A 20,732-nucleotide genomic window follows, 5' to 3' on the forward strand; every position below is an offset into this window, starting at 1 on the left:
GGCTCGGGTCAGGAGCTGGTAGCGGCGAACTCCATGAGCTCGCTCTCTCGCCGTTCGAACACCCGCGAGCCGATGGCGAGACCCGCTCCGAGCACGGCGAGGCCGGTCGCGGCCCCGCCCACGAGGGCGGCGAGCCCGAACGAGGAGTCGCCCGAGACCGCTTGCCACGCCCACCACAGCGTCGGCACGCTGACGGCGAGCGCTCCCAGCATCACGAGAGCCTGCGACAGGATGCCGGCGGATCCCGTGCGCTGTGGCTGCTGGAACGGGCTGTCACCCGGTCGCGACACGGCGTACGGCGCGGCCGCCGAGGCGATGGAGGAAAGCCCGAGACCGGAGAGGAACAGGCTGATCGTCACACCGGCGAGCGCCGGCAGGTGCGCCCAACGCCCGTGGATGGCCACCGCGACCGGCACGGCGACGGCGAACGTCGGCACGGCGATCAGCAGGATCGGCACCAGACGCCCGACACGGTCCGAGATGCCGCGCACACCGGAGGCGACGTGCATCCACACCGCGGTGGAGTCGTACGCGACGTCGTTGTGGGGCAGCCATCCGAAGAAGAGCGCGATGATCGGCACCGGAACGAGCGCCACGTACTCGGCGGGCACGCCCGCGACCAGCAGCGGGATCGTGGTCAGCAGCGCTGCGATCGGCACCACCAGCACGTTCACGCCGTAGCGGCGGTCGCGCAGCCAGTAGGTGAGGCTGCGGGCGGCGATGGCGCCTCCTGCGGTGCCGGGGAGCACCGAGAACCACCCCATGCCGCCGCGCTCGCGCGCGGCGAGGGGGCGCTCGATCGTCGTGAGGGCACGGCGCACGATCGCGTACCACGCCCAGCCGAGCAGGGCGATCGTGACCACAGCGACGATCGCTGCCAGCCAGAGCCCGCCGACATCGGCGGTCGCCGCGAGGCCGGGCAGCGCCCAGGCGGCGCCGATCGGGGTGAACGCGAGCACGTGCGCCGCCACGTCGAGCTGGCTGGGAACGGCGTCGCCCCAGTCGAGCGAGGCGAAGAACACCCCCACCGGCACGAAGACGACCAGCAGCGCGAGGATGAACAGGCCGGTGAGCTCGCGCGACCGGCGTGGGAGCGTCCACATCGAGGCGAGTCCGGCGGCGACCCGCGTGAGCAGCACCGCCGTCACCAGTCCGAGCAGGGGTCCGATGACGGCCGGCGCGCCAGCATCCTGGGACAGCCACATCACAGCCGTCGCCACGGCCACCGCCGCCAGTGCCATGACCGGCACGCTGACGATGCTCGCCAGCAGGATCGATCCGGCGAGCGGTCTGGGATCCAGCCCGAACGTCTGGAACCGGCGGGGATCCAGCTGGTCGGGGCTTCCGGAGATGGGCGGCGCGAGCGCATAGCCCACGGCGACCGCGCTACCCCCGAGGACGGTGACGACCAAGGCGGATTGGGCGGTGACGGCCTGCAGCGCGATCTGGGCGATGCAGGCGGCGACGACACCTCCGACGACCAGCACGGTCGCGACGATGGCCCGCCAGCGCTCGGCGGCATCGCCGCGCAGGGCGCCGATCAGGAGGGCGGCCCTCAGTCGGAGAACGTGTGCAGCCATTCGAGGCCCTCCACCTCGTTCGAGCCACCGACCAGCTCCAGGAATCGCGCCTCGAGCGTCTGCTCGCCGCGAACCTCGGCGACCGTGCCGTCGGCCAGCACCTGGCCCGACACGATGACCGCAACGCGATCGCACACGCGCTCCACCAGGTCCATGCCGTGGCTGGAGAGCAGAACGGTTCCGCCGTGAGACACATAGGTGCCGAGGATGTCGAGGATCACCGAGCTCGAAACCGGATCGACGGCCTCGAAGGGCTCATCGAGCACGAGAAGTCGAGGCGAGTGGATGAGGGCAGCTGCGAGCATGATCTTCTTCGTCATGCCCGCGGAGTAGTCCGACACCGACCGACCCAATGCAGAGGTCAGATCGAAGGCTCGACCGAGGTCGGTGGCGCGACGCTCCACGGTGTTCGCGTCGAGACCGCGCAATAGCCCCGCATAAGAGAGGAGCTGGCGACCTGTCAGGCGGTCGAAGGTGCGCAGTCGGTCCGGCAGCACGCCGATCAGCTTCTTGGCCTCGCGTGACCGCGTGCGCGCGTCGACCCCGGCCACGCGGATGGTGCCCGCATCCGGCTTCAAGAGTCCGGCGATCATCGAGAGGGTAGTGGTCTTGCCCGCGCCGTTCGGCCCGACGAGGCCATAGAAGGTGCCGGCGGGAACGACGAGGTCGATGCCGGCGACCGCGACGGTCGAGCCGTACGACTTGGTCAGTCCGCTCACTTCGAGCGCCAGAGCGGGTTCCGCCGCCGTCTCGGCGACGTCGGCGAACAGCCGGTCGGCCTCATCATCCTCCGCGCGCTCGATCACGACGACGGTCTCGGCAGCCGCCGCCTCGTCGTCGGGGGTCTCATCGACCGCCTCGGCGACAGCAGGGGCCTCGACGACCGGCTCCGACTCGGGCTCCACCTCGACGACCTCGACCGCCTCGACCGCCACGGACTCATCGACCGTCTCGACGGTCTGGGGTGATGTCACGTCCGCATTCGCGACGACGGGCACCTCGTCGAGTACCTCGGGCGATGCGGCCTCGACGGGCGCCTCGTCCGGGAGGATCACGTCGTCGACGGGGGCAGGCTTCTCCGCATCCGACGGCACGGGACGCGGCGGAAGGGGCGGTTTGGGCGGAATGACGAAGTCGACCGCGACCGGCGCATCGATCGGAGCCACGGGCGGCGGGGTCTTGGCCGCGGCCGTGCGCGGCGTCTTGACTCCCGCCGACGCCGCCTTCGTTCGGCCGGTCGCCGCGCGCGGCTTTGGTGCGGTCTCACCGGTCTGCGCCGCCGTCGTTCGCGCAGCAGGCTTTCTGGGCGTCGCCGGTTTCTTCGCCGGGGCGGGCCTCTTGGCTGCGGCCGGCGCGGCCGCATCTTCTGCTGCGACGCTCGGCGTGCGCTTCGCTGCCGCCGGCCGCTTCGCGGCGGGCTTCTTCGGGGCCGCCTGCGCGGGAGCTTCACCCTCGCCGGGCGCGGCCGCTGCCGACGACCCGGCCGCCGGCTTCTTCGCGGCAGGCTTGCGTGCAGCTGCCGGACGGGCGGTCGTGGCGCGCGGAGCGCGCGGCGTCGACGGGCGTGCGGACGCCGGCTTCTTGGGAGCTTCGGAGACCTCCTCGGCGGAGCCGTCGTCGGGCGTGGGCGCGTCGGAACCGGAAGGAGTGGAGGTCACTCATCCAACGTACCAACCGCCCCTGACGATCCCGGCGGTGGGATGCGGCCCCGTCACCGATTGTCACGAATCCACAACAGGAGTGGGGAGATCTGCGGGCTTCCAGGTGGCCCGGATACCATGGGCACGGCACAAAGGAGTGTTTCGTCGGTGAACCGACCGTGAACTTCGACTCCAGGAGCGATGAATCTTATGAGACTTCAGACTGTGATCCTTGCCGCCGGCATGGGCTCGCGCCTCGGCCGCAGCCTGCCGAAGCCGCTGACCCAGCTGAACGACGGGCGCAGCATCATGCGCCAGCAGCACGACAACATCCGCGCCGCTTTCGGCTCGGATGCCAAGATCACGGCCGTCGTCGGCTACCGCGCCGAGACCATCGTCGAGGCCTTCCCCGAGGCCGACTACGTCTACAACGAGCGCTACGACCAGACGAACACCTCGAAGAGCCTGCTGCGCGCGCTGTCCGCGACCGGCAAGGCCGGCGTGCTCTGGATGAACGGCGACGTCGTCTTCGACCCCCGCGTCCTGGGCCGCGCCGTGGCGCTCATCGAGCGCGAGCAGTCCTTCGTCACCGTCAACACCGCGAAGGTGAGCGACGAAGAGGTCAAGTACACCGTCACGAGCGAGGGCTTCATCAAGGAGCTGTCCAAGACCGTCCGCGGCGGCATCGGCGAGGCCGTCGGCATCAACTACATCTCGCGCGCGGACAAGCGCTCCTTCATGCACCACCTGGCGCGCGTCGACGATCAGGACTACTTCGAGCGGGGTCTCGAGCTCGCCATCCAGCACGACGGTCTCCTGCTCGAGCCGATGGACATCTCCGACCTGTACGCGGTCGAGGTGGACTTCGCCGAAGACCTCGAGCGCGCGAACCAGTTCGTCTGATCCGCAACCCCCGGTCGCCGTTCAGCAGAGGCGCCTAGCATCGCAGGATGCCGGAGAAGGTCCACCGCATCCACAGCCTGCCGGACGAGTCCCCCTGGCAGGGCGGGATTCCGCCCGTCGGGTCGAGTGAGCACCCGTTCACGGTGCGCGCCCTCGATCGTGTGCTCGCGGTCCAGCGCCCCGTCGTGCTGGCGCACCTGCGCAGTATCCGCGTGCGTCACCCTCGCGCCACGACGCTCGAGATCGTGCGAATGCTCGAGCGCCGGTATCTCGCGGCGGTGACCACCGGCGGGGCCGCCGTCGGCGCGACCGCGGTGGTGCCGGGCATCGGGACCGGCGTCACGTTGGCACTGAGCGGGGTGGAGACCCTCGGCTTCTTGGAGACGACGACACTGTTCGCGCAGTCGGTCGCCGAGGTGCACGGCCTGCCGGTCGAGAACCCCGACCGGGCGCGTGCTCTCGTGCTGACTCTGCTCCTCGGCCAGGAGGGGATCGACCTCGTCACCCAGCTCGCGCGGCAGGCCGGCGGCAAGGGGCCGTCGCGCAGCACCTACTGGGGCGAGTTGATCACCACGACGCTGCCCCGCGCGGCTCTCGGTCCACTCGTCGACCGTCTCAAGACCTCGTTCCTGCACCGGTTCGCTGCACGCGGCGGCGCCTCGTTCCTCGGCAAGGCGCTGCCTTTCGGCGTGGGCGCGGCAGTCGGCGGCGCCGGCAACCACCTGCTCGGACGACGTGTGATCACGACGTCTCGACGCGCGTTCGGGATGCCGCCCATCGACCTGCCGGCGGAGCTCGAACCGCGCCCGGGCGCCGCACCGGTCGAACAACTCGCGGGGCGCGGCCTCGCCCGCGCCGGTGGACTCGTGGCCCAGGTCGCGGGATCCGCCACGCGCCGCACGCGCGACGCCGCAAAGGCGCTGGGCTCCGCGCGGCGCAAGTAGCCGCGTTTCGTCTCGCCTACGGCTCGCTCAACGAACGAGGTGGCGCACGGCTCGCTCAACGAACGAGGTGGCGCGCGGCTCGCCCAACGGACGAGGTGGCGCGCGGCTCGCTCAACGGACGACGGTGAGCAGCGTTCGGCGTCAGGAGGCTTCTTCGCGACCGGCGTTCGAATCGAGCTCCGCCTGCGCCGCGGCGTCGTCCGCATCGCCGCCGGCCCGCGCGTGCCACTGATCCCACTCATCCATGAGGCGACCGATCGCCGCGTGGAAGCGTGCGGTCGGAGCTCCGGGCGAGGTGTCGCCGAAGTAGTGCTCCACCCAGTACGCCAGGCGCGCGACGGCCTCGGGATCGCCGACCAGGCGGTCGACCTCCTCCAGGATGCGGGGGGCATCGGCGGCATCCAGCCACTCGCACGCGGAGAGGTACCCGCTCGTGTCGACCGCGGCGCGCTCGTCGACGGGACGCGTGATCAGCAGCGGCTTGTCGGCGGCGAGGCGGTCGTAGACCATGGCCGAGATGTCGACGACCGCGACATCCGAGGCCGCCAGCTGCCAGCCGAGTTCGGGTCCGTCGTCGTACACGTGCTGAGCAGAAGGGTCGGCGGCATTGGCCGCGGCGATCGCGGCGACGATGCGTCGATGGGCCGCCAGGTACTCGTGGTCGACCACGCCGCTGCGCGGATGCGGCCGGTAGATGAGGCGATGGCGCGGGGAGCCGAGGACGGCCGAGGTGAGCGCTTCTCCGTGACTGGCGATGGATCCGTAGAACGCGGAGGGCCGGTCGCCCTCCCAGGTCGGCGCGTACAGGACGACCGTGCGGTCATCCGGCGTGTAGGGCAGAACGCCGGAGTAGTGATCGGCCTGCGGGCGGCCGATCTCGATCGTGCGGGTGTCGAGGTCGTAGTTCCAGAGCACCCGGCCCAGGCGTTCGCGCGCCGCATCCCCCGCGATCAGGGCGTAGTCGTACGCCTTGAACTGGTTGGTGGTCATGTACATCTTGTCGGACTCGCCGTGGTTGATGAACACGTGCCAGCGGTGCCCGTAGCGGAACATCTGGAAGTTCCGCGTGTTCTGGTTCACATACAGCACGACGCGCAGACCCTGGGCCGCCACGACCTTCTCGAGGTCGCGAACGGTCGGCACGAAGGCGACCGGTAGCTCGCTCTCGGTCATGATCGCCGCCGCCGAGGTGGCGTTCCGGCTGAGCACCAGGACGGGCCACGTCTCGGCGAGCTTCTGGAGCGGCTTGTACCACTGCCGCATCTGATACAGGTTCACGGCACCGTCGGCGAAGTAGACGCCGATGCGGAAATGGCCGACCGGCAGCGGGGTGCGCATCGCCCGCACCTCGCGGACGGCGGAGCGGTTGTCGAGGACTTTCCGGAGAAGTCCCCGCGCCTTGCGGATGTCTGATGCCAGGCCCATCCTTCCAGCCTAACCAGCGCTCGCATGGGATGATCGTCGGATGCATGTCGACGCGGGGGGCCAACGTGATGCCCCGGTTCCCAGCGCCGAGGCAGGGGTCTCGTTCGTCATGCCCGTGCTCAACGAGGCGCGCTACCTCGAACGCGCCGTGCAGAGTGTGCTCGCCCAGCAGACCCCCGGCCCGATGGAACTCATCCTGGCGCTGGGCCCCTCGTCCGACGGCACCGACGAGATAGCCGAGCGGCTCGCCGCCGGTGACGAGCGCATCCTGCTCGTGCGCAATCCCGACGCAGACATCCCGACGGGTTTGAACCTGGCGATCGCCCGCAGCACGCTTGCCACCATCGTGCGCGTCGACGCCCACTCCGAGCTCGCCCCCGGTTACACGCTGAGGGCCCTCGAGACGCTCGCCCGCGTGCGCGCCGCGAACGTCGGAGGCGTCATGCAGGCCGACGGTCGCACGCCGTTCCAGCGCGCCGTCGCCCGCGCCTACAACTCCCCGTTCGGCCTCGGTGGCGGGGCCTATCACGGCGGGCGCCGGGAGAGCGCTGCCGAGTCGGCGTACCTCGGCGTCATGCGCCGCGTCGTCGTCGACGAGGTCGGCGGATTCGACGAGTCCCTGCGCCGTGGCGAGGACTGGGAGCTGAATCTCCGCATCCGCCGGGCCGGCTACCGCGTCTGGTTCGACCCGGCGTTGCGCGTGACGTACTGGCCGCGCGAGAGCTGGCAACGGCTCGTGCGCCAGTTCCGCGCCACCGGCGCGTGGCGCGGCGAGCTGGTGCGCCGCTATGGCCGCCGCAACTCCCTGCGCTTCTTCGCCCCGCCGGTGCTGGTGGCCTGCGTGGCGCTCGCCGTCGTGACCGGCGCGCTGCAGCTCACCGGCGTGCTCTCGGGTGCCGCCGCGCTCATCGCGAGCATCGCCTACCTGCCCGTGGTCGCCTATGCGGTCCTCGTGGTCGGCGTCGCGCTCGGTCCCGGTGGCGGAAGCGGATGGCGCGACAAGCTCTGGACGATGGGCGTCCTCCCCTCGATGCACCTCGCGTGGGGGGCCGGGTTCATCCAGGGGCTCGTTCGGGGCGCCCGCGACACCGTCGACACTTCACGGCTCGGCTCGCGCAACACGCCACTGCCGTGAGTCAGCCTCCGATCAGCCCCTGATCGAGGATGCGGGCGACGACCCGCTCAGCCGCGTGGCCGTCGTCTCGCGCATTGAACGCGCGCTGCCATGAGGCGTACCGGTCGGCATAGGCGGCCGAGTCCTCGGCCAGCGCCCGGGTCAGCTCGTCCTGCGTGCGCACGAGCGGCCCGGGGGCTCGCCCTGCGAGATCGAAGTAGAACCCGCGGAGGCGGCCTCGGTAATCCTCGAGATCCGGGACGAAGAAGTACACCGGCTTTCCCGTGACGGTGAAGTCGAACATCACCGACGAGTAGTCCGTCACGAGCGCGTCGGCGGCCAGCAGCAGCTGGGCGGTGTCGGGGAAGCCCGTCACGTCCACGACCCGTGCCCCCTGGGCGTCCGTGCCCGGCAGCAGCGTGCGCGAGTGACCGCGCACCAGAACGATCGCACCGGTGTCGGCGGCGAGCCTCTCCGCGTCCAGGAAGTCGACGATCTGCTCACGATCGTCGCGCCAGGTGGGCGCGTACAGGATGACGCGTTCGTCCGCGCCGATGCCGAGACGCGCACGTACCGCCACTGCATCCCCCGTGCGCAGCACGTCGTTGCGCGGGTATCCCTCGACCCAGATCGGTCGGCGACCGAACGCATAGGCGCGACGCAGGATGGATGCCGCGTACGGGTTCTGGGCCAGCAGCACGTCCCACCGACGCGATTCGCGCACGACGGCGACGGCCCGCCGCGGATCGAAGCCCGGGCGATGAAGCGCCAGTCTTTTGAGGGGCGACCCGTGCCACGTCTGAACGACGTGCTGTCCAGGTCGTCGCACGTATCGGCGACGCAGCCAGTCGTTGACCACCAACAGGCGTGACACCGCCCGCGCCCGCCACCAGTCCGGGCTCCCCTCGACGACGGGGATCGCCCCCTCGGGAACGTCGACGGAGAGGTCGACGACACTCCAGTAGCGCACGAGGCCCGGCACCCGCTCGCGCAGCTCCCTGTCGATCGCAAGCGGGTTACAGCTGGCGTTTCGTCCGTAGAAGCTCTCGAAGAAGACAGCCTCCTCCAACGACTCCCGCCCGGTCGCGTAGCGCCGTTCGAGCGCCTCCTGGGCCTCGCCGGAGTCGTACGCCGGATCGACGGGCGGTCCGATCTCGACGTCCCACCCGGTCAGCGCCGCGCGCAACGGCCCGAGCTGCGCGAGCGCAAGGGGCTCCGGAACCTCGGGATCGTCCGCGGAGGGCGCGGGCTCGACATGCACCCGGTAGCGTCCGCTCGGCAGCGGAAGAACCGGCCCACCCCAGCGGGAGGCCGAGAGCGTCAACGTCGCTTTCCACGTCTTGCCCCGCCCGGTCACCGACGCCCCCACCCGCGCGCGGGCTCCCGCCAGCTCGACGCGTTCAGGGCGCGCGCCGGTGCCCCGCAGGACGAGCGCCGGAGCGCTCCCGGTGATCCACTCCGCCGTCGTCATGCGGTCTCCTCCCGAGAGTCGTCGCCGATCGCGGCCATGATGGCCCGATAGACGCGTTCGGCATTCCGGCCGTCGCGGTGCGCATGCATGACCGCATCCAATCGCCTGGCGCTCTCCAGCCGTGCCCGGCGTACGTCATCATCGGAGAGCACGGCCGCGATCTGCGCCAGAGCCGCCTCCCAATCCGCCGCGACGTCCGTTCCCGCCACGTCCGCATAGGTGCCGTAGAAGCCGCGACGACGGGCGTAGTCGTCCACGTCCGGCGCGAAGTAGACCACCGGCAGCGGCACCAGCGAAGAATCGTAGGCCAGCGACGAGTAGTCGGTGACGAGCAGGTCCATGCCCGCAAGCACCGGCGTGACATCGGCCAGAACTTCGCTGCCCAGCAGATGCACGCGCTCCGCCCCCGATGGCGGCGCGTACTCGCCAGCGCCCAGCGGATGCGGGCGGACGATCAGCCGCGCATCGTGCTCGTCGAGCACGGCGGTGATCCGAACCCAGTCGGCGGCCGTGGGGATCGCCGGATCCTCATCGCCGTCGCGCCAGGTCGGGGCGTAGAGCACCAGCCGGTCGTCACCGAGCGGGCCCAGCAGCGATTCGAGCTGACCACGAGCGCTCTCGCGGCGTTCGGCGGCACTCCCCCGCGACAGCACGTCGACGCGGGGCTCTCCGACGACGGGCACGCGCGAATCGTCGAGCGAGAACGCCGACTCGAGGCGGCCGCGCACGAGGTGCGAGGCGGCAGGCAGGAGGCGGATCCGTCGCGTCGCGCTGCGGTACATGCACGCGAGCAGACCCCGCACGAGACGGGAAGAGGGCAGGAGGGAGCTGCGGAGGGTCTCGGGTGAGTCGATGCCGATGCGCTTGAGCGGGATGCCATGCCACAGCTGCACGAGGTACGACCCGGACACCGCGTAGCGGTTGACATCGCCGAACCCGTGCGTGACGACCACGACCTCGGCGCGCGCGGTGAGCCAGAGCCCGCGGAGCGAATCGGCGCGGACGTGCGGGATGCCGCGGGATGCCGCATCCCTGGCCTGCTCCTCGGTGCGGATGAGCCAGACGGCGCGGTGGCCGCGCGCTGCCGTCTCGTGCCAGAGCGCGAGCGCGCCGTCTGCGATCCCGGCGGCCGATCCGAAGACCCACCTCCCGCGGGCCCGTGGCACGAGCAGCGTCAGCGCTCGCCCGGCCGCATACAGCGGAATGGCGAGCAGCTTCTTCGCATTGCCGTCGCCGAACGAGAAGGACGCCACCTCGCGAGCCTATCGCGAGGTGGCGTCCGCACCGTCCCAGCGGCGTGGTTACTGCAGCGTGCCCAGCGTCAGCTTCGCCGTCTCGGTCTTACCGTCACGGACGTAGCTCAGCGTCGCCTCGGAGCCACCGGCAGCCGCACGTACCTGAGCGGTGAGGTCGATCGCGTTGGTGACGGGCACCCCGTTGAACTCCGTGACGATGTCTCCGGAGCGAAGCCCCGCACCGGCGGCCGCGCCGCCCGAGGACACGTCCTGGATGTAGGCGCCCTGGATCGTGGCGTTCTTCTGCGAGGCGGCGTCGGCGACGGTCGCTCCCAGCAGGCCGTGCGTGGCGCTGCCGTCCTTGATGATCTCGTCCGCCACGCGCTGGGCGATGTTGGCGGGGATCGAGAAGCCGACGCCGATGTTGCCCGACTGACCGCCCGACGAGCTGCCGCCGGAGGACGCGATGGCCACGTTGATACCGATCAGCTTGCCGTCGGAGTCCACCAGCGCGCCGCCCGAGTTGCCCGGGTTGATCGCCGCATCCGTCTGGATGACCGCGATCTTGATCGTGGCGTTCGTGGACTGCTGCTGTTGCTGCTGCCCCTGGCCGAAGTCGAACTGGAACGGGCTCTCCTGCTGGCCCTGACCGCCGTCCTCCTTGGTGGAGGAGTCGTCGGGCGCAGCCGACGAGGCGATCTCGATGGAGCGGTTCAGGGCGCTGACGATGCCGGTCGTGACCGTGTTGTCGAGGCCCAGGGGGGCGCCGAGAGCGATCGCCTGGTCTCCCACGTTGAGCTTGCTCGAGTCCGCGAAGTCGATCGGGGTCAGCCCGGATGCGTCCGTCAGCTTGATGACCGCGAGGTCGTACGTCGGGTCGGTGCCCACGACCGTGGCCTTGTAGACCTTGCCGTCGGAGGTCGTGACCGAGAGCGTCGGGTCGGCGGTGGCACCGTCCAGCGTCACGACGTGCGTGTTGGTGAGCACGTAGCCGTCCGCGGAGAGGACGACACCGCTGCCCGTGCCGCCGCCGTTGCTCGCGGTGGCCGAGATCGTCACGACACTGGGCAGCACCTTGGCGGCCACCGCGGTGACATTGTTGACCTTCTGGGTGTCGTTGACCGTCACGACGGTGGGGCTGCTGGCCGCCGTCGTCTGGGTCTGACCCCACATGCTGATGCCGGCGTAGGTTCCACCGACGCCTGCCGCGCCGCCGACGAGCGCCGCGGCGACGAGCAGGCCGACCGTGCGGCCGGCGGTGGACTTCTTGCGAGCCGGCGCCGGCGTCGACGGCGCCGGGCTGTTCAGCGGCAGCGTCGGTGCGGTCTGAGCGCCGGGACCGAACGCCTGGCCGGTGCCCGCGGGGCCGGCCGCCGGAGCGCCGTAGCCCGCGGGCGCCTTCGGGTACGCGGCGGGGTAGGGCGGACGGGGCGGCATGGAGGGGGCGGCGGGTCCGGTCGCGGCCGGGGTCGGCGGCACGTCGGACGAGGATGCCGGCTGCGGCGATGCGGCAGGCGTGACGGGTTCGGACACAGAGTCTTCGGATTCGGGGCGGGAGCCCTGGTTGTCACTCATGGTTGCTCCTTCTGACAGGCGATCTTCACTGTGACCGTCGTCTCTGTGGTTTTCCTATGCCAGCCTTGGGACAGCCCTATGGGACTAACGTGTGCTGAATGCGAAACCAGAACGCGCCGTGGCAAAGGGTGGCCGCGGGCGCCGGACTCCTCGGCCCGGACGGCATCCCCGCCCCTACGATCTTCGCAGAGATGAGCGCTCTGGCGGCCGAGACCGGTGCCGTCAACCTGGGTCAGGGCTTCCCCGATGAGGACGGGCCTGCCGAACTCCTCGACGTCGCGCGCGACGCCATCGCGGCGGGGGTCAACCAGTACTCGCCCGGTCGCGGCACGGCGGATCTCCGCCTCGCGATCGCCGAGCACCAAGCGCGGTTCTATGGGTTGCAGGTCGATCCCGGTCGCGAGGTGCTCGTCACCGCGGGGGCCACCGAAGCGCTTGCCGCCACGCTCCTCGCGCTCGTGGGTCCGGGCGACGAGGTCGTCGTCTTCGAACCCCATTACGACGCATATGCGGCGGATGTGGCGCTGGCCGGCGCCACGCTCGTGACCGTGCCCCTTCGATGGCCCGGTTTCCAGCCGGACCTCGATCAGCTCGCCGCCGCCGTCACGGACCGCACCCGCGTCATCCTGCTCAACGATCCCCACAATCCCACGGGCGTCGTGTTCACCGACGAGGTGCGTGCGGAGATCGTGCGCCTCGCACATCGGCACGACGCGATCATCGTGACCGACGAGGTGTACGAGCATCTGGTGTTCGACGGCCGCCGCCATGTGCCCATCGCGACATTGCCGGGTGCCGCCGAGCGCACGATATCGATCTCGTCCGCGGGCAAGACGTTCTCGGTGACGGGATGGAAGATCGGCTGGGCCACAGGGCCCGCATCCCTCATCGACGCCGTACTCACGATCAAGCAGTTCCTGACGTACGTCAACGGCGCCCCGTTCCAGCCTGCCGTCGCTGCGGGACTGCGCCTGGACGACGCGTTCTTCGCCGGCGTCGGCGCCGCGCTGCAGCGCAAGCGCGACATGCTGCGCGAGGGGCTCAGCGCCGCCGGGTTCGTGCCTTTCCGCGCCGGTGGCTCGTACTTCACAGTGGCGGATGCGGCCCCGCTCGGCGTGAGCGACGCCCACGAGTTCTGCCGCCGACTGCCGCACGAGGCCGGGGTCGTGGCGATACCGCTGACGGCGTTCGCCACACCTGAGCGACGCCACGAGTACGAGAGCCTCGTCCGGTTCGCCGCCTGCAAGCGCCCCGACGTCATCGCGGAGGCGGTGCGGCGCCTCGCAGCGCTGGCCTGAGTCAGCGCGGGAGGACGCGGTAGCGCCGCAGCTGCAGCGCCGGGTTCACAGCGCGAATGCGCGCCAGCTCGTCGAGGTCGATCGGTGCGACCGCGAGCCCCTCTCCCGCGGCAAGCCCGGCCAGTGTCACACCCTGCGGGTCGAGGATGGCGGAGTGGCCGACGCCGAGCGGGGCGGGGTGATCCGCCGCCGCGACGAACGCCGTGCTCTCGATCGCGCGCGCTGCGAGCAGCGTCTGCCACTGCTGCTCCTTCAGCGGACCGCGAACCCATTCGGCCGGCACGAGGATGACATGGGCACCGGCGTCGACGATGCGTCGGGCCGCCTCGGGGAAGCGCAGGTCGTAGCAGGTCATGATGCCGAAGACGACGCCGTCGACAGTGAAGGTCTGCGGCTCGTCGAGGTCTCCCGGCGCGACCCAATCCGACTCGCGCTGCCCGAAGGCGTCGTAGAGGTGCTGCTTGCGGTAGCTCGCGACCACCCCGGAGGCATCGACGGCGACGACCGTGTTGTACACGCGGTCCGCGTCCGCCGCCTCGACCAGACCCGCCACCAGGGTGAGATCCTCCCGCAGGGCGATCTCGCGCAGACCCCGCACGAACGGCCCGTCGAGCCCGGGCTCGGCGTTCTTGCGCAGCGACGCGTCGAACGGTTCGACGAAGAAGCTGCTGTACTCCGGAAGCACCAGCACACGGGCCCCGCGCGAGGCGGCCTGCGCGGCGAGGAGACGGATGCGATCCAGGTTGGCGACGCGGTCGGCTACCGGCGCGAACTGCGCGACGGCGAGGGAGAGAACGGCGGGCACTCCCCCATCCTCCCGGCCCAGAGGGGCCTCGGCAACCGCCTCGATTCGCGCACTACTCGAACGCGTGCTAGTGTTATCTCTTGTGCCGCGGGGTGGAGCAGTTCGGTAGCTCGCTGGGCTCATAACCCAGAGGTCGCAGGTTCAAATCCTGTCCCCGCAACAAAAAGAAGGCCCGGATCCTCGGATCCGGGCCTTCTGCTTTGCCCGGGAACCCTGCTCGGGGGGCTCGGCTCATAGGCCAGAACGCGCCGGACAAGGCTCCCGACGGAAGCGAACGTCGGGCTGATCACTTGCGCAGGTGCACGCTAGGACTTCTCTTCGTGGCGCTTCGTTGTTGCCAGTCGGTGATGATCATCCAGGCGACCCACGTGATGATGGGAAGGACGGATGCGGGGCCAGCCCATTCAGGCTGGCCGAGGTTCGAAATGTAGATTGCGTTGAGTGCCACCAGCCACACAACCGACGCGAGGAACAGAACCAGACGCACGGGAGAGAACAGCACCTTCAGTCGCGTTATGAGCGAGTAGCGATAGTTCTCACTGCTCATCGGACTGTTCCTCCCTCTGGGATTCTCCCGCCCTCAGGCGTCGGGGTCAATGCCGACCGACAGACGTTCGATGAAGTCGGCGATCACAGCGAGCTCCGTCGGCGAGTAATCGAACGCGACATCCCGCATCGCATCGATGCTGTCGCGGAAGTGGTGGGTGAAGTCGGTGCGGGACTTGTCGGTCAACGAGATGAGTCTCGCCCGACGATCCACCGGATGCGGCTTGCGCAAGACATGACCCGAGTCCTCGAGACGATCCACCAGCTTCGTGGTGGAGGCGGTGGAGATCCGCAGGTGTCGCGCGATGTCGTGCGGGCTGACGTCCTGTCCCCGCTGTTCGCGGATGATGAGCATGCGCAGGGCGGCAAGGTCGGTGGCGTTCATGTCCATGTCGCCCTTCATGCCGCTGTACATGCGATCCATGGCGTCGCTGAAGGCGCGCACGGCCGACAGGACGCGCCATACTGCGCGATCCATATCACGCGACGTATGGTCGACGTCAGCGGGACTCGCCATGTGGACACCCCCTCAGGCCGTATGTATGCTCGATCGAACTCGGTTAGCTAGTAAAGCTAGCAAAATGGAAGGGCGTATGGACGAGATCGAACAGGTCATTCTTGTGGATGACGAGGGCAACCAGATCGGGACTGCGCCCAAGAGCAGTGTCCACGGTACAGACACCGCGCTGCATCTCGCGTTCTCCTGCCATGTTCTGGATGACGAAGGTCGGGTCCTCGTCACCCGCCGAGCCCTGCACAAGCGCACCTGGCCGGGCGTCTGGACGAACTCCTTCTGCGGACACCCGCGACCCGCCGAGCCCGTCCTGAACGCCGTGAAGCGCCACGCCGACTCCGAGCTCGGACTCCGCCTGACCGACATCGAACTCGCCCTCCCGCTCTTCCGGTACCGCGCCACCGACGCGAGCGGGATCGTCGAGAACGAGATCTGCCCTGTGTACATCGCCCGCGCCGAGAACCTGCCGCAACCCAATCCGCTCGAGGTGCTCGAGACGCAATGGGTGCACCCCGCCGACCTCGTGACCGCGCTGGATGCGGCCGAGTGGGCGTTCAGCCCCTGGCTCGTGCTGCAAGCACGTCAGCTCGATCTGTTCGTCGCCCAGCGACGGATACAGGCAGGGGCCCGATGATCTCCTGGCTCAGCGCGGACAACCGCGCCGGGATCGACGCGGCGGTCGATGCGGCTCTCGCCCGCATTCGTCGCCGTGCGACCGACGGCGCAGACGCCTACGCCGCGCTCACCGCCGCGGTCACGCGCGCGGCCACCGGAGGAAAGCGCTTCCGGCCGGCCAACGTCGTGGGCGCGTATCTCGCATTCGACGGGGCGGACCAGGCGCTGCCCGCGGTCTACGAGGTCGCTGCGGCCTTCGAGCTGCTGCACGCGGCGTTCGTCGTCCACGACGACGTGATCGACCACGACGTCCAGCGTCGTGGCGTGCTGAACATCTCCGGGGAGTTCCGCACGCGCGCCACAGCCGCCGGCGCGTCGGCCTCCGGCGCCGACGATCTCGGCGACGCGGCAGCGATCCTCGGCGGCGACCTGCTGCTGTACGAAGCCACCCGCATCCTCGCGCTGGTCGACGTTCCCGCCGCCACCCGGACGGCTCTCGTGGAGCTCTTCGACGACGCCGTTTCGGTCTCGGCCGCCGGCGAGCTCGCCGACGTCGAGAACGCGCTCGGCCTGCACGCCGCCGAGGCGGCATCCGTGCTCACGACCGCGCACGACAAGACCGCGGTCTACTCCTTCGACGCGCCGCTTCGTGCAGGTGCGCTGCTCGCCGGCGCGAGCGAGCCCGAGCTGGAGGCCCTTCGCCGGGCCGGCGGCGCATTGGGGCTCGCCTTCCAGCTCGTCGATGACCTGATCGGCGCCTTCGGCACGGCCGACCAGGCCGGTCGGGATGTGGGCAGCGACCTTCGCGAGGCCAAGCGCACCCCCCTCGTCGTCCTGGCGCAGCAGGGAGCGGGCCGCGACGCGGTCGCTGAGGCGCTCGCGGTCGCGCACACGGGTCCGGTGGCCGTGCTGGCCGCACAGCGCGCGTTGGACGCGACCGGCGCACGCGAACGCCTCGCCGTCCTCATCGACGAGACCCTGCGCTCCGCACGGGCCGACGCCGCCACGCTCTCCCCGGCAGCCCTCGCGCTCGTCGACGAGCTCGCGACCCGCATCGCGGAGCGGATGCCGTGAGCGCGCGCGACCAGCCGAGCGGGCTGTCCCTCTACGACCGCACGGCGGTGGCAGCGGCCGCATCCGTCATCCGCGCGTACTCCACCTCTTTCGCCCTCGCGACAGGGCTGCTCAGCGCGCGCACCCGAGCCCACATCCGCAACGTCTACGCACTCGTTCGCGTCGCGGACGAGATCGTGGACGGGCCGGCCGGCGAGGCCGGGCTGGATCGCGAGCGGCAGGAGGAGGTCCTCGACGCGTTCGAGCAGGAGACCCGGGCAGCCGTCGAGCGGGGCTTCAGCGCGAACCTCGTCGTGCACGCGTTCGCCCTGACCGCCCGCGAGTGCGGAATCGGCGACGACCTGACCGCGCCGTTCTTCGCCTCCATGCGCACGGATCTCGGCGTGCGCGAGCACGACGACGTGTCGCACGATGCCTACGTCTACGGTTCGGCCGAGGTGGTGGGGCTGATGTGTCTCGCCGTCTTCGAGAATGCCGGACGCCGCTCCCCCTCCGCTCCCCCGGCCGACCTTGTCGCCGGCGCCCGCGCTCTCGGGCGCGCGTTCCAGGACGTCAACTTCCTTCGGGACCTGGAGCACGATGCGGGAGCCCTCGGCCGCGACTACCTCGCCGTCGACGGCGTCGAGCGCACACGGGACGACGTGCTCGACCGGATCGACCGAGACCTCGCCACCGCCGCCGCCACCATCCCGCTCCTGCCCCCGGACTGCCGCAGAGCCGTCACCGCTGCCCACGATCTCTTCGCCGCACTCTCCGTGCGCCTGCGCGGGGCGACCGAGGACGGCCGCGTGCGCGTGCCCACATCACAGAAAGCCGTTCTCGCCGCCCGCGCCTGGCTGGGCGCCGCACCCCTGAAGGAACGCTCATGAGTCGCACCGTCGTCATCGGAGGCGGGATTGCGGGGCTCGCCACGGCCGCCTTGCTCGCGAGCGACGGGCACGATGTGACCCTTCTCGAGGGGCGTGACGCGGTGGGCGGCCGAGCGGGCTCGTGGGAGCGCGACGGCTTCCGCTTCGACACCGGCCCGAGCTGGTACCTGATGCCGGAGGTGTTCGACCACTTCTTCCGCCTGCTCGGCACGACGACCGCGGAGCAGCTCGACCTCGTCGATCTCGTCCCGGCCTACCGCGTCTACGCCGAATCCCACCTCGACGAGGCACCCGTCGATGTCGTGTCGGGCCGCGAGGAGGCGACCGCCCTGTTCGAGTCGATCGAGCCGGGCGCGGGCGCACGTCTGGATGCGTACCTCGACTCGGCCGGTGAGGCGTACGATCTCGCGGTCGACCGCTTCCTCTACGACACGTACGAGTCGCTCGGCAACTTGACCGACCCTGCGATCCTGCGCCGGCTGGGCCACCTGACGCGTCTGCTCACCCAGCCGCTGCAGTCCAGGATCGACAAGCGCTTCACCGACACGCGGCTGCGTCAGATCCTCGGCTATGCCGGCGTCTTCCTCGGCGGCTCGCCGTACCAGCTGTCGAGTCTCTATCACCTCATGAGCCACCTCGATCTGGATGACCGGGTGCGCTATCCGCAGGGCGGCTTCACCGCGCTGATCGATGCCATCGCGCGTCTCGCCGCCGATCGCGGCGTCACCATCGAGACCGGCGCGAACGTGGAGCGCATCCTCGTCGCCGACGGTGTCGCGCGCGGCGTCATCACGGCCGACGGCCGCCGCTTCGACGCCGACGCCGTGGTCTCCACCGCCGATCTGCACCACACGGAGACGCGCCTCGTCCCCGAGCGCTACCGCACCTACCCGGAGTCCTGGTGGCGATCGAAGACCCCGAGCTACGGCGCACTGCTCGTGCTGCTGGGCGTGAAGGGCGAGCTGCCCGAACTCTCCCACCACACGCTCCTGTTCACCGAGGACTGGCGCACGAACTTCGCCGCCATCTTCGGCGACACGACCCGCATCCCGGATCCGGCGTCGCTCTACGTCTGCCGGCCCAGTGCGACCGACCCCTCCGTCGCACCTGAGGCCCACGAGAACCTCTTCGTGCTCGTACCGATCCCCGCCGACCCGGGCCTCGGCCACGGCGGCGTCGACGGGGCGGGCGACGTGGTCATCGAACGCGCGGCTGATGCGGCCATCGACCAGATCGCGGCCTGGTGCGGGGTCCCGGACCTGCGTGATCGTGTCGTCGTACGTCGCACGATCGCCCCCGGCGACTTCGAGAGTGACCTGCACGCCTGGCGCGGCAATGCCCTGGGCCTCGCGCATCCGCTCACGCAGAGCGCCCTGTTCCGGCCCCGCAACGCCTCGGCCAAGGTGGAGGGGCTGTACTACGCGGGCGCTTCCGTGCTGCCGGGGATCGGGCTTCCGATGTGCCTGATCTCCGCCGAGCTCGTCGTCAAGCGGATGCGCGGCGATCGCTCCGCCGGCCCTCTCCCCGAGCCGGTGGCCGAGGCGGTGTGATGCCGGGCCTCTACCTGCTGGCGCTGCTGGTCAGCATCGCCGGGGTGGCCGCTCTGGATGCTCGCTTCCGACTGGCCCTCTGGGCCCATCCGCGGCGCACCGCGACAGCCGTCGCCATCGGGACCGCCTTCTTCGTCGTCTGGGACGCGGTCGGCATCGCCACCGGTGTCTTCGTCAAGGGAGGCAGCCCTCTTCTCGTCGGCTTCGATCTCGCGCCTCACCTCCCGCTCGAAGAACCGGTTTTCCTCGCGTTCCTGTGCTATCTCGCCCTCGTCGTGCACGCTGCATCCCTGCGTGTCACGAGGCGCCGACGGGACACGGCATGACCTATCCGCTGATCGTGCTCCCCTTCGTGCTGGTGACTGCCGTGGTCACCGCCGCCAGCGCCCGCCGGCCCGGTTTCGCGCGAAGGATGCGGGCCAGTGTCGTCGCCGCCGTCGCGCTGTTCGCGCTGACCGCGGTCTTCGATAACGTGATGATCGCCCTCGACCTGTTCACCTACCCCGCGGAGCATCTCAGCGGCATCCGGATCGGACTCGCGCCGATCGAGGACTTCTCCTATCCCCTGTGCGCAGCATTCGGCGTTCCCGCCGTGCTCTCGCTGCTCCCGACTCGGAAGACCGAATGACCGACCTCCGCCCCGCCGGCGTGCTGCGCACGCTGTTCGTCTCGTCACGCCCCGTGAGCTGGATCAACACGGCGTTCCCGTTCGCCGCGGCCGTCGTGATGACCACGCGCACGGTGGATCTGACGCTCATCGTCGGCACGCTGTTCTTCCTCGTCCCGTACAACCTCGCGATGTACGGCGTGAACGACGTCTTCGACTACGAGTCGGATCTTCGCAATCCGCGCAAGGGCGGAGCTCACGGCGCCGTCCTCGATCGGCGGATGCACCGGATCACACTGTGGGCGGCGACGCTGTCGTGCCTGCCGTTCGTCGTGTACCTCGTCGCGGTCGGCTCGCCCGCATCCTGGCTCGTGCTCGCGATCAGCCTGTTCTTCGTGGTGTTCTACTCGGCGCCGCCGCTGCGCCTCAAGGAGGTGCCGTTCGCCGATTCGATGACGAGCAGCATCCACTTCTTCTCGCCCGCTGTCTATGGGCTCGTCCTGGCGGGCGCTGCCTTCACACCGGGGCTCATCGCCGTCATCGTCGCCTTCGCGCTCTGGGGCGTCGCCTCGCACGCGTTCGGCGCGGTGCAGGACGTCACCGCCGACCGCGAGGCCGGGATCTCCTCGATCGCGACGGTGCGAGGCGCGCGGTGGACCGTGTGGTTCGCGCTCGGGTGCTATCTCGCGGCCGGCCTCGTGATGCTCGCCTCCGCGTGGCCGGGGCCGCTCGGCGGGCTGCTCGTCATCCCGTATCTGCTCGCCCTGTGGCCCTACCGCTCGATCACCGATGAGACCTGCGAGCGGGCGACCATCGGCTGGCGGCGGTTCCTCTGGCTCAACCAGCTGGGCGGTTTCGGCACCACCCTGCTGCTCATCTGGTACGCCTTCCTCACCGCCTGACGCTCCCCTCACCACCTCCCGGGGTGGTGAAGACGAGCGCGCCGGCCCCGCGGAATGCGGGACCG

General features: G+C 70.2%; 20 protein-coding genes and 1 tRNA gene. 12 read left to right on the top strand and 9 right to left on the bottom strand.

Annotated features, from left to right (window positions below; genetic code table 11):
- Positions 1 to 8: 8 nt before the first annotated feature.
- Together PQV94_RS09570 and PQV94_RS09575 are read right to left on the bottom strand one after the other, a co-directional pair.
- Positions 9 to 1,580, bottom strand: a complete 1,572-nt coding sequence (locus PQV94_RS09570; protein WP_274285624.1) for a hypothetical protein — start codon at positions 1,578 to 1,580, stop codon at positions 9 to 11.
- Positions 1,556 to 3,238, bottom strand: a complete 1,683-nt coding sequence (locus PQV94_RS09575; protein ID WP_274285625.1) for an ABC transporter ATP-binding protein — start codon at positions 3,236 to 3,238, stop codon at positions 1,556 to 1,558. Before PQV94_RS09575 ends, PQV94_RS09570 begins: the two co-directional genes overlap by 25 nt.
- Before the next feature lie 192 nt (positions 3,239 to 3,430).
- On the opposite strand from PQV94_RS09575, the gene PQV94_RS09580 reads away from it, so the two are divergent.
- Complete coding sequence (locus PQV94_RS09580) at positions 3,431 to 4,123, top strand: phosphocholine cytidylyltransferase family protein (RefSeq protein ID WP_274285626.1); 693 nt, start codon at positions 3,431 to 3,433, stop codon at positions 4,121 to 4,123.
- 47 nt (positions 4,124 to 4,170) lie between these two features.
- Positions 4,171 to 5,067, top strand: coding sequence for a hypothetical protein (locus tag PQV94_RS09585; RefSeq protein WP_274285627.1), 897 nt, complete (start codon positions 4,171 to 4,173; stop codon positions 5,065 to 5,067).
- A gap of 141 nt (positions 5,068 to 5,208) precedes the next feature.
- On the opposite strand, the gene PQV94_RS09590 is transcribed toward PQV94_RS09585, so the two are convergent.
- On the bottom strand, positions 5,209 to 6,492 hold the full coding sequence (locus PQV94_RS09590) for a CDP-glycerol glycerophosphotransferase family protein (RefSeq protein WP_274285628.1): 1,284 nt from the start codon (positions 6,490 to 6,492) through the stop codon (positions 5,209 to 5,211).
- A gap of 40 nt (positions 6,493 to 6,532) precedes the next feature.
- Here PQV94_RS09590 and PQV94_RS09595 point away from each other — a divergent pair, with 40 nt between their 5' ends.
- Positions 6,533 to 7,627 (top strand): glycosyltransferase family 2 protein, encoded by a 1,095-nt coding sequence (locus tag PQV94_RS09595; RefSeq protein WP_274285629.1) that lies wholly within the window; start codon positions 6,533 to 6,535, stop codon positions 7,625 to 7,627.
- Position 7,628: 1 nt separating this feature from the next.
- Here PQV94_RS09595 and PQV94_RS09600 read toward each other — a convergent pair whose 3' ends face one another.
- Genes PQV94_RS09600 through PQV94_RS09610 form a run of 3 tightly spaced genes read right to left on the bottom strand, consistent with a single transcriptional unit; the run spans position 7,629 to position 11,887 of the window.
- Positions 7,629 to 9,077, bottom strand: coding sequence for a CDP-glycerol glycerophosphotransferase family protein (locus PQV94_RS09600; RefSeq protein WP_274285630.1), 1,449 nt, complete (start codon positions 9,075 to 9,077; stop codon positions 7,629 to 7,631).
- A complete protein-coding gene (locus PQV94_RS09605; protein ID WP_274285631.1) occupies positions 9,074 to 10,330 on the bottom strand; it encodes a CDP-glycerol glycerophosphotransferase family protein in 1,257 nt (418 codons plus the stop codon). Before PQV94_RS09605 ends, PQV94_RS09600 begins: the two co-directional genes overlap by 4 nt.
- A 48-nt stretch (positions 10,331 to 10,378) precedes the next feature.
- Positions 10,379 to 11,887 carry a S1C family serine protease gene (locus tag PQV94_RS09610; RefSeq protein ID WP_274285632.1) on the bottom strand — a complete coding sequence of 503 codons (1,509 nt, stop codon included), beginning with the start codon at positions 11,885 to 11,887 and terminating at the stop codon, positions 10,379 to 10,381.
- A 98-nt stretch (positions 11,888 to 11,985) separates the two neighbouring features.
- Here PQV94_RS09610 and PQV94_RS09615 point away from each other — a divergent pair, with 98 nt between their 5' ends.
- A complete protein-coding gene (locus tag PQV94_RS09615) occupies positions 11,986 to 13,185 on the top strand; it encodes a pyridoxal phosphate-dependent aminotransferase (protein WP_274285633.1) in 1,200 nt (399 codons plus the stop codon).
- Position 13,186: 1 nt separating this feature from the next.
- On the opposite strand, the gene PQV94_RS09620 is transcribed toward PQV94_RS09615, so the two are convergent.
- Entirely contained in the window at positions 13,187 to 13,990 is an 804-nt protein-coding gene (locus tag PQV94_RS09620; RefSeq protein WP_274285634.1) for a carbon-nitrogen hydrolase family protein, read from the bottom strand.
- Positions 13,991 to 14,076: 86 nt separating this feature from the next.
- Here PQV94_RS09620 and PQV94_RS09625 point away from each other — a divergent pair.
- A tRNA-Met gene (locus PQV94_RS09625) sits at positions 14,077 to 14,150 on the top strand.
- A gap of 126 nt (positions 14,151 to 14,276) precedes the next feature.
- Here the strand turns inward: PQV94_RS09625 and PQV94_RS09630 are convergent.
- Both PQV94_RS09630 and PQV94_RS09635 read right to left on the bottom strand, forming a co-directional pair.
- A complete protein-coding gene (locus PQV94_RS09630) occupies positions 14,277 to 14,537 on the bottom strand; it encodes a hypothetical protein (RefSeq protein ID WP_274285635.1) in 261 nt (86 codons plus the stop codon).
- Between the two features lie 33 nt (positions 14,538 to 14,570).
- The gene (locus PQV94_RS09635) at positions 14,571 to 15,053 is read right to left on the bottom strand and encodes a MarR family winged helix-turn-helix transcriptional regulator (RefSeq protein WP_274285636.1); all 483 of its coding nucleotides are present in this window, start codon (positions 15,051 to 15,053) and stop codon (positions 14,571 to 14,573) included.
- Positions 15,054 to 15,129: 76 nt separating this feature from the next.
- Here PQV94_RS09635 and idi point away from each other — a divergent pair, with 76 nt between their 5' ends.
- Genes idi through PQV94_RS09670 form a run of 7 tightly spaced genes read left to right on the top strand, consistent with a single transcriptional unit; the run spans position 15,130 to position 20,667 of the window.
- On the top strand, positions 15,130 to 15,684 hold the full coding sequence (gene idi, locus PQV94_RS09640; protein WP_274285637.1) for an isopentenyl-diphosphate Delta-isomerase: 555 nt from the start codon (positions 15,130 to 15,132) through the stop codon (positions 15,682 to 15,684).
- Positions 15,681 to 16,739 carry a polyprenyl synthetase family protein gene (locus tag PQV94_RS09645; RefSeq protein ID WP_274285638.1) on the top strand — a complete coding sequence of 353 codons (1,059 nt, stop codon included), beginning with the start codon at positions 15,681 to 15,683 and terminating at the stop codon, positions 16,737 to 16,739. The genes idi and PQV94_RS09645 overlap by 4 nt, the downstream gene beginning before the upstream one ends.
- Positions 16,736 to 17,608: a phytoene/squalene synthase family protein gene (locus PQV94_RS09650; protein WP_274285639.1), complete on the top strand. Its 873-nt coding sequence runs from the start codon at positions 16,736 to 16,738 to the stop codon at positions 17,606 to 17,608. The genes PQV94_RS09645 and PQV94_RS09650 overlap by 4 nt, the downstream gene beginning before the upstream one ends.
- Entirely contained in the window at positions 17,605 to 19,158 is a 1,554-nt protein-coding gene (crtI, locus tag PQV94_RS09655; protein WP_274285640.1) for a phytoene desaturase family protein, read from the top strand. Before PQV94_RS09650 ends, crtI begins: the two co-directional genes overlap by 4 nt.
- Positions 19,158 to 19,484: a lycopene cyclase domain-containing protein gene (locus PQV94_RS09660; RefSeq protein ID WP_274285641.1), complete on the top strand. Its 327-nt coding sequence runs from the start codon at positions 19,158 to 19,160 to the stop codon at positions 19,482 to 19,484. The genes crtI and PQV94_RS09660 overlap by 1 nt, the downstream gene beginning before the upstream one ends.
- Positions 19,481 to 19,786 carry a lycopene cyclase domain-containing protein gene (locus tag PQV94_RS09665; RefSeq protein WP_274285642.1) on the top strand — a complete coding sequence of 102 codons (306 nt, stop codon included), beginning with the start codon at positions 19,481 to 19,483 and terminating at the stop codon, positions 19,784 to 19,786. The genes PQV94_RS09660 and PQV94_RS09665 overlap by 4 nt, the downstream gene beginning before the upstream one ends.
- Positions 19,783 to 20,667: a prenyltransferase gene (locus PQV94_RS09670; RefSeq protein ID WP_274285643.1), complete on the top strand. Its 885-nt coding sequence runs from the start codon at positions 19,783 to 19,785 to the stop codon at positions 20,665 to 20,667. The genes PQV94_RS09665 and PQV94_RS09670 overlap by 4 nt, the downstream gene beginning before the upstream one ends.
- The last annotated feature ends 65 nt before the right edge of the window (positions 20,668 to 20,732 follow it).

Source organism: Microbacterium sp. Clip185, assembly GCF_028743715.1.
Lineage (GTDB): Bacteria > Actinomycetota > Actinomycetes > Actinomycetales > Microbacteriaceae > Microbacterium.

What these genes read in the sequence shown, in the direction of transcription:
- PQV94_RS09570 (WP_274285624.1), bottom strand. Translation starts at nt 1,580, where the DNA reads ATGGCTGCACACGTTCTCCGACTGAGGGCCGCCCTCCTGATCGGCGCC.
- PQV94_RS09580 (WP_274285626.1), top strand. Translation starts at nt 3,431, where the DNA reads ATGAGACTTCAGACTGTGATCCTTGCCGCCGGCATGGGCTCGCGCCTC.
- PQV94_RS09585 (WP_274285627.1), top strand. Translation starts at nt 4,171, where the DNA reads ATGCCGGAGAAGGTCCACCGCATCCACAGCCTGCCGGACGAGTCCCCC.
- PQV94_RS09590 (WP_274285628.1), bottom strand. Translation starts at nt 6,492, where the DNA reads ATGGGCCTGGCATCAGACATCCGCAAGGCGCGGGGACTTCTCCGGAAA.
- PQV94_RS09595 (WP_274285629.1), top strand. Translation starts at nt 6,533, where the DNA reads ATGCATGTCGACGCGGGGGGCCAACGTGATGCCCCGGTTCCCAGCGCC.
- PQV94_RS09600 (WP_274285630.1), bottom strand. Translation starts at nt 9,077, where the DNA reads ATGACGACGGCGGAGTGGATCACCGGGAGCGCTCCGGCGCTCGTCCTG.
- PQV94_RS09610 (WP_274285632.1), bottom strand. Translation starts at nt 11,887, where the DNA reads ATGAGTGACAACCAGGGCTCCCGCCCCGAATCCGAAGACTCTGTGTCC.
- PQV94_RS09615 (WP_274285633.1), top strand. Translation starts at nt 11,986, where the DNA reads ATGCGAAACCAGAACGCGCCGTGGCAAAGGGTGGCCGCGGGCGCCGGA.
- PQV94_RS09630 (WP_274285635.1), bottom strand. Translation starts at nt 14,537, where the DNA reads ATGAGCAGTGAGAACTATCGCTACTCGCTCATAACGCGACTGAAGGTG.
- PQV94_RS09635 (WP_274285636.1), bottom strand. Translation starts at nt 15,053, where the DNA reads ATGGCGAGTCCCGCTGACGTCGACCATACGTCGCGTGATATGGATCGC.
- idi (WP_274285637.1), top strand. Translation starts at nt 15,130, where the DNA reads ATGGACGAGATCGAACAGGTCATTCTTGTGGATGACGAGGGCAACCAG.
- PQV94_RS09645 (WP_274285638.1), top strand. Translation starts at nt 15,681, where the DNA reads ATGATCTCCTGGCTCAGCGCGGACAACCGCGCCGGGATCGACGCGGCG.
- crtI (WP_274285640.1), top strand. Translation starts at nt 17,605, where the DNA reads ATGAGTCGCACCGTCGTCATCGGAGGCGGGATTGCGGGGCTCGCCACG.
- PQV94_RS09660 (WP_274285641.1), top strand. Translation starts at nt 19,158, where the DNA reads ATGCCGGGCCTCTACCTGCTGGCGCTGCTGGTCAGCATCGCCGGGGTG.
- PQV94_RS09665 (WP_274285642.1), top strand. Translation starts at nt 19,481, where the DNA reads ATGACCTATCCGCTGATCGTGCTCCCCTTCGTGCTGGTGACTGCCGTG.
- PQV94_RS09670 (WP_274285643.1), top strand. Translation starts at nt 19,783, where the DNA reads ATGACCGACCTCCGCCCCGCCGGCGTGCTGCGCACGCTGTTCGTCTCG.